Consider the following 6,034-nt stretch of genomic DNA (forward strand, 5'->3'; position numbering starts at 1 on the left):
AGAGCGATCAGCGTTTCGACCGGAAAGATGGGTGGCTAAGATTTCCATCGGACATTGCGACTGATATCGCGGCGAACAATGTTGTGTGGGCGAAAGTCACGGAAAGCCGGTCGTTCGATCGGGCGATGGTGATATTTCACCATTGGAATGCAAGCGCGCGGAACCGTCGGATTGCCAGCTTTTTCTCGCGGCGTGGTATCACCGTAGTCGAGATTGCCATGCCCTATCACTTCGAGCGCAGCCGGCCCGGCTCCCTCCACGCCGACTATATGCTTAGCCCCAATCTCGGGCGAACGATCCAGTCCATAAAGCAGGGGGTATTGGATGGGCGAAAGCTCATACGTTGGTTGAAGAGCGAAGGCTATCGAGAGATTTCGGTTCTTGGTATGAGCTTGGGTTCCTGGGTCGCGGGGTTAATTGCTGCGCACGACCCGGCTGTGTCAAAAGCCTCGCTGTTCCTGACGGCGGGGAGTCTGGCGGACATGGTCTGGACCGGCCGCGCGACACGATCGATACGCGATAGCCTTGAGCCTGAGGTTGAGCTGACCGATCTCAGAAGGGCCTGGGGTCCGCTTAACCTGGAGAATTACGCAAAAAGTCTGGCACGGCCTGATCTCGCTCTTCACGTTGTGTTGGCCAAGAGAGACAAAGTGGTGTTGCCGGAGCTGTCAGAGAGGTTCATGCAGACGCTCAAGGGCGCCGGAGCCAAGCCGACTGTTTTGGAATTGAACTGTGGTCACTATTCGCTCGCCATACCGCCTCACATTTTGCTGGCGGGTTTGAGCTTGAAGCAGTTTCTGTCGTGCGCTGGCAAATCGGGCCGGCGATCCTGACCTGTGTAAACGATTGTCTGTATGGGTTGGGGCGCACACCTGCCTCGGTCAGCGGCGCGATCACGATCAGAACCGGTATTCTGCGTGTTTCAGTAAGTCCCGGACACCGATTTCGGTAAGTCGCGGACAGCAATGTCCGCGACTTAGCGGAATCCCTGTCCGGCTTTTGCGAAATACGCAGGTATTCTCCAGAAACAGCCGCTAGGGCGTGGCGGTCAGCCGGCGAACACTGCAACGCGCCGTGCAGTCCTATCGTCAGGCGCTGAGGGCCGAGGCGCTGGCGACAACGCGGTTTGAGACGCCGCCGGGGCGACAGCTGCAGATCGACTTCGGCGAGCGTCTGGTCGAGGTCGGCGGCGCGAAGATCAAGGCATTCGTGTTCGTGGCGACACTCGGGCATTCGCGACGGCTGCATGTGCGTGCGTTCCGGGCCGAGAAGCAGGAGCACTGGTTCGCCGGGATCGAGAGCGCGTTCACGAGGAAGTTCTGATGGACAATCCGCGCGCGCTCGTCGTGCGCCACGACGCGGCGAGCCGGTCGGTTGAGTTCAACGACAAGCTCATGGCGTTCGCAAAGCATTGGGGGTTCCGTCCTCGCGCCTGCGCGCCGTACGCCTACACACAGAAGCTCGGTCCCCAACCCGCGGATGAGCGTCTGATCAACCGTCGTGTCTGAGCTCCACCCCCGGCCCTGTGCAGCCTCAGCCGATCCGACTGCTTCGCAAACCTGCCAAGCAGCCGATCTCCTCTCGCCCTCTGCTTGACAGTGAACATAAGAGACTAGAGGTCGAGTTTTAGGCGCCTCGAACTCGCACGTGAGCAACAAATCATAACGACGGTTTGCGACGCCTTCTCTTCATCGGTCAAGACGAAGTCGCGGTGGTCTGCTGTTCCACCCAGGAGGCCTGTCGCGCACGTCCCACAAATCCCCTCTTCGCAAGAACTATCAGGGAATATCCCGTTCTCGCGCAGAACGTGCAGAATGGATTTTTGCGGCGGTACGTCCAAGATTTGTCCGGTTGAATCGATCTCTATTTCGAAGGTCGGGTCCAGTCCTGAGCCGGTTGATAGAGTTGGGTCTATCTTAAACCGTTCAAAATGAACCGAGTTTGCAGGCCAATTCCATGTGGCGGCTCTAACACCATCAATGAGGCCCGCAGGCCCGCAGCAATATACTTGTTGTCCTTCCACTCGTTCACGGAGCAGAGAAGCGAGGTCGAGCCTTTGCCCGGAATGTTCGCAATCGAAGTGCATCATCGTGCGCCGGCTAAAGGGTGACGTGTCAAGGACCTCTCGAAAGGCGGCTCGCTCAGGATTCCGAGCACAGTAGTGAAGCGAGTATTCCGCGCCCGTTCTCTCGAGATAACGGGCCATCGACAAAATTGGCGTGATTCCAATACCTCCGGCGATTAGTGTATAGATACTAGCTCCCGCCATCAGCGGAAAGTTGTTAAGGGGATCTGAGGTTTGAACCCGGCCCCCAACGGCAAGGTTGTCATGCACGTAGATAGAGCCTCCGCGCCCGGCGGACTCGCGAAGAACAGCGATAGCGTAACGCTGGCGTTCCTGAGGATCATTGCACAGCGAGTAAGACCGTGTGCGGCCGTCGGGCAAATGCAAATTTATGTGGGCACCGGCTTCAAAAGGAGGGAGAAGCGCGCCGTCAGGGTCTACCAGCTCGTAAGACCGAATCCCGATAGCCTCATCTACGCATCTACTGATCCTGAGCGTCCTCACAACACTACTCGTTGATCAGCCTATTCAAGTACCAAGCGACAAACGCTGCCGTCCCTTCCTCGCGAACCGAGTATGGGCCCGGAGTGTAGTGGCGTGAAGTCACTCCTCGATGGTTGTTCGCGATGAGCTCTGCGTCTTGCAGAGTGGTCACATGCCACATCCACTTCAGTCGCTCCACGTCGTAGTCCGTCCCCTCGACCGCGTCCTCGTGCACCAGCCAGGTGAGCCGCATCTCCGTGTGGGTAGGATCGATCGGGGTGAAACGAATTAGGGTTGTGTGGTCACTAGTGCTATGAAGTCCGAACTGAGGCATAAAGTCTACGGCAGTGTCGGCCCCATCGAACTTCTTCAGGTTGCCCATGAGTGGAGCAACCGGTCGGCCGTCGTTGGAAGCGGTTTGCCACCCCTCGCGGATCGGCCGCCGCCTGACTCGATATGGCTGAAGTCCAGTGGCAAGCGCGACAGACCCGACAACGAATCCTTCATCCCTCGCAGCCTCTTCCCATTCCGGAAGAATATTCGCCTCGAACGAGCCCGGCACGGCATCATTCGTTTTGACAAATTCATTAACAGTTGTGTATTCTGGGTGTGCAATTACGCAGTGATAGCACTCTCGAAAGTTCTCAACCGCAAGCTTCCAATTTCCGAGTGTTGTGTATATTTCCGTGTGAGCGATTTTTGCTTTAGTAAGACCGTGCGGCTCCAGATATGGCAGAACATCCGCTTCCATCATAGCAAAATCAGGAGCGTCCTTCTCTTCCCCAAGATAGATAAAGATCAATCCCGCAATCACACGCACTGCACACGAGTGCAACCCCCGTTCTGAGCGATCAAATCCTTCGCCCATATTCTTTGCGTGCACCAAACGGCCGCTTAGATCATAAACCCAACCGTGATATGGGCAGGTAAACGTCCTGACCTTCCCTTCTGGTTTCTGGCAAATCGTGCTGCCCCGATGGCGACATACATTGTGGTGCGCGAAGATTTCGCCATCTTTGCCGCGCACGATGATGATCGAGTCGCCGCCGATCTCAAAGGTTATGAAATCACCCGGTGTTGGAATGTGCGAGACATGGTCAACGAAAAGCCACTGTCGACCGAAAATCACCTCGATGTCGCGCTCGAAGATGTCTTCGTCAACGTAAAAGACGCGGTCGAGCGAATGCCCCGGCTTTTGCAGAGCCGCCAGCTCCACAACCGTCTTTTCAGCCATATTCTCCATCTCGGCAACTTCTCTCTGCTGGACTATTCAACGTTAGGGTGAGTATTTGCTACAAAATCCTACGCCGCGAGCGCATTCGGCGGATGGCGCCTCTACTCGACAAGCGCTCTGGCGCTGGCTATTATTGGAACATCGTTCATTTAAAGCGACCTAGTAGCACCGTGCTAATTTCACGTCAAGGCTACTATGTCCCGGTGATGTCGCTGCGCCACGACGTCGGCGCGGCTATCGAAGTCAGCCGACTCGCGGCCTCGTGGGCACGTGCATGCCTCGATCAGGTCGTCGTTCAGGGCATCGATCCGCTCATCGAGTGCGGCGCGGCAATCAACGTGAGAGCCTCTCCCGGTTTGTCGCGCTATACGTCGAGTGATCGCCATTCGGCTCGCATGTCGCCAATGAGCGTCAGGATACGGATCGAAGGTCCGAAGGCGGCGCTCTAGACTAAGGAACAGATCGATTTCCCGCTCGAGAACCTTGCGCCCTTGCCGGAACGTATGCCCACGCTCGAGGAGGATCGCCCGGAGCTGGTTCACGAGCGCCGCGCGCGCTGCCACCAGGCGAGAGCGGGCTCGGTGCAGGGTCTGCAGATCGAGCCGGTACTGGCTCTTCAGGCTCCTGATGCAAAGGGAGAAGCTCAAGCGGGCCAAACCGCAAGGCGAGAGTACCGATGCAGGAGACTGGGGCGGACCGCCCCGTATGAGCGTTGAAGGAGCTGTAATGGGGCCGGAGCAAAGGGGTCGGATCAGGTGGTCGTATTGTTTGGAACAACTGGACACAGGATGACTTCGCAGAATACGACAGACAAGCCGTTTCGAATTCCGAAACGACAGGTGTACGAAGCTTACAAAGCGGTCAAAGCCAACCATGGCGCAGCCGGGGTGGACGCGCAGACCTTGGAGATGTTCGAGAAGGACCTTGCAGGAAACCTCCATAAGGTCTGGAATCGGATGTCCTCAGGGACGTACTTCCCACCGCCGGTTCGCGCTGTCTCCATTCCGAAGAAGAGTGGAGGCGAAAGGGTTTTGGGTGTGCCCACCGTCAGCGACCGGATCGCGCAGATGGTGGTCAAGCAGATGATTGAGCCGGATTTGGACTCCCTCTTTCTTCCAGACTCCTAAGGCTACAGGCCGGGAAAATCGGCCCTGGATGCCGTGGGCGTGACGCGGCAGCGGTGCTGGACGTCTGACTGGGTGTCAAAAGCTTGAACATCCCGCGGCAAACGCCGGGGACGCTGGCTGAAATCGCCCAACAGCTCAATCCCCTCCTTCGGGGATGGATAGCCTATTATGGCCGTTAGAGCCGTTCGGCCCTGTCAACTCTGGCTGACTACGTCAACCGGAAGCTCAGGGCTGGATCATGCGCAAGTTCAAGCGCTTTCAGTCTCATAAGACGCGTGCCAGCCTCTTCGTGAGAAAGCTGACGCGGGAAAATCCAGGACTGTTCGTGCACTGGAAGGCCGGAACGAATACGTTTGCCTGATGGGAGCGGTGTGAGTCGAGAGGTTCACGCACTGTTCTGCGAGAGGCCGGCAGGTGAAACTCCTCCGGCCTACTCACCCTACCAAGCGATGGCGCGGCTGCGGGGCCGTGCGCCACGCGGCGAGCGCTGTCGGGCTGGCGCCCCACGGATGCAAGAAGAATCTTTGGTGCGGTCTGCTGCGCGTGATCGGGTGCTGCCATTGTGTCCGGCCTCTGTTGCGGCTCGTCATAGCCGCGGGCCCGTATGAGAGTTCGAGGATCAGGTCCAAATCGAAAGCAGCTTGAGCCGTTCAGCCTTTAATCGAGATCGCGGTTTTGCCAGCCCGGCGGCGATGCGCTAAAGGGTCTGGATGAGCCAGGCGAATGGATCGATGCCGTTGAGCGTGGGAGTTTATGCCGACCGCCGAACTATGCTGAGCGCCCTTTCCGCCAATTCGATCAAGGGACCAGTCGTTTACACTCGGCATAGTTCTTGCCCTCAAAGGGCGTTCAGGAATTCCAGCAGCCGGTCGTTTTGGTCGAAAGCGCTCGGCCTGCACGGTCGTACGGCTTCAGCTTGGAGTGCGGATTCCTTCAGTTCAAGATGCGCGTGAACATAGGTCAGCGGGGGACTATCAGAGATTTCGTGTCGGGGCGGGCATAGTGGGCAGAAAGGAGAATGATTTTGCACGCCGGCAATCAAACAATCCAGAGCCCGAGGATCTCCTTGGCGCCGTCGGCGCGCACGCCCAGCGCAACATGCACGGCCTTGTTGCGGACCAGGCC

General features: G+C 57.7%; 6 protein-coding genes and 3 pseudogenes. 6 read left to right on the forward strand and 3 right to left on the reverse strand.

What is annotated here, in order from left to right; genetic code table 11:
- From EOA33_RS21090 to EOA33_RS39155, 3 genes are all read left to right on the forward strand, one after another.
- On the forward strand, window positions 1–833 hold an 833-nt coding region (locus EOA33_RS21090; RefSeq protein ID WP_127406476.1), incomplete at its 5' end, for a dienelactone hydrolase-related enzyme.
- A 208-nt stretch (window positions 834–1,041) separates the two neighbouring features.
- Window positions 1,042–1,323, forward strand: coding sequence for a transposase (locus EOA33_RS21095; protein WP_190234321.1), 282 nt, complete (start codon window positions 1,042–1,044; stop codon window positions 1,321–1,323).
- Entirely contained in the window at window positions 1,323–1,508 is a 186-nt protein-coding gene (locus EOA33_RS39155) for a hypothetical protein (protein ID WP_190234322.1), read from the forward strand. Before EOA33_RS21095 ends, EOA33_RS39155 begins: the two co-directional genes overlap by 1 nt.
- A 1,065-nt stretch (window positions 1,509–2,573) precedes the next feature.
- Here EOA33_RS39155 and EOA33_RS21105 read toward each other — a convergent pair.
- On the reverse strand, window positions 2,574–3,782 hold the full coding sequence (locus tag EOA33_RS21105) for an aromatic ring-hydroxylating dioxygenase subunit alpha (RefSeq protein WP_190234323.1): 1,209 nt from the start codon (window positions 3,780–3,782) through the stop codon (window positions 2,574–2,576).
- Between the two features lie 203 nt (window positions 3,783–3,985).
- Here EOA33_RS21105 and EOA33_RS21110 point away from each other — a divergent pair, with 203 nt between their 5' ends.
- Window positions 3,986–4,231 (forward strand): hypothetical protein, encoded by a 246-nt coding sequence (locus EOA33_RS21110; RefSeq protein WP_127406479.1) that lies wholly within the window; start codon window positions 3,986–3,988, stop codon window positions 4,229–4,231.
- A 36-nt stretch (window positions 4,232–4,267) separates the two neighbouring features.
- On the opposite strand, the pseudogene EOA33_RS40655 reads toward EOA33_RS21110, so the two are convergent.
- Window positions 4,268–4,405: pseudogene (locus tag EOA33_RS40655) on the reverse strand (IS110 family transposase); the annotation flags it as partial.
- 165 nt (window positions 4,406–4,570) lie between these two features.
- On the opposite strand from EOA33_RS40655, the pseudogene EOA33_RS40660 reads away from it, so the two are divergent.
- Together EOA33_RS40660 and EOA33_RS40665 are read left to right on the forward strand one after the other, a co-directional pair.
- Window positions 4,571–4,984, forward strand: a pseudogene (locus tag EOA33_RS40660) (group II intron reverse transcriptase/maturase); the annotation flags it as partial.
- Window positions 4,985–4,992: 8 nt separating this feature from the next.
- A complete protein-coding gene (locus EOA33_RS40665) occupies window positions 4,993–5,088 on the forward strand; it encodes a group II intron maturase-specific domain-containing protein (RefSeq protein ID WP_245482399.1) in 96 nt (31 codons plus the stop codon).
- An 865-nt stretch (window positions 5,089–5,953) separates the two neighbouring features.
- On the opposite strand, the pseudogene EOA33_RS21120 reads toward EOA33_RS40665, so the two are convergent.
- Window positions 5,954–6,034 (reverse strand): annotated as a pseudogene (locus EOA33_RS21120) (transposase); the annotation flags it as partial.

This window comes from Mesorhizobium sp. M4A.F.Ca.ET.050.02.1.1, from assembly GCF_003997725.1.
In the GTDB taxonomy this organism is placed as follows: Bacteria; Pseudomonadota; Alphaproteobacteria; order Rhizobiales; family Rhizobiaceae; genus Mesorhizobium.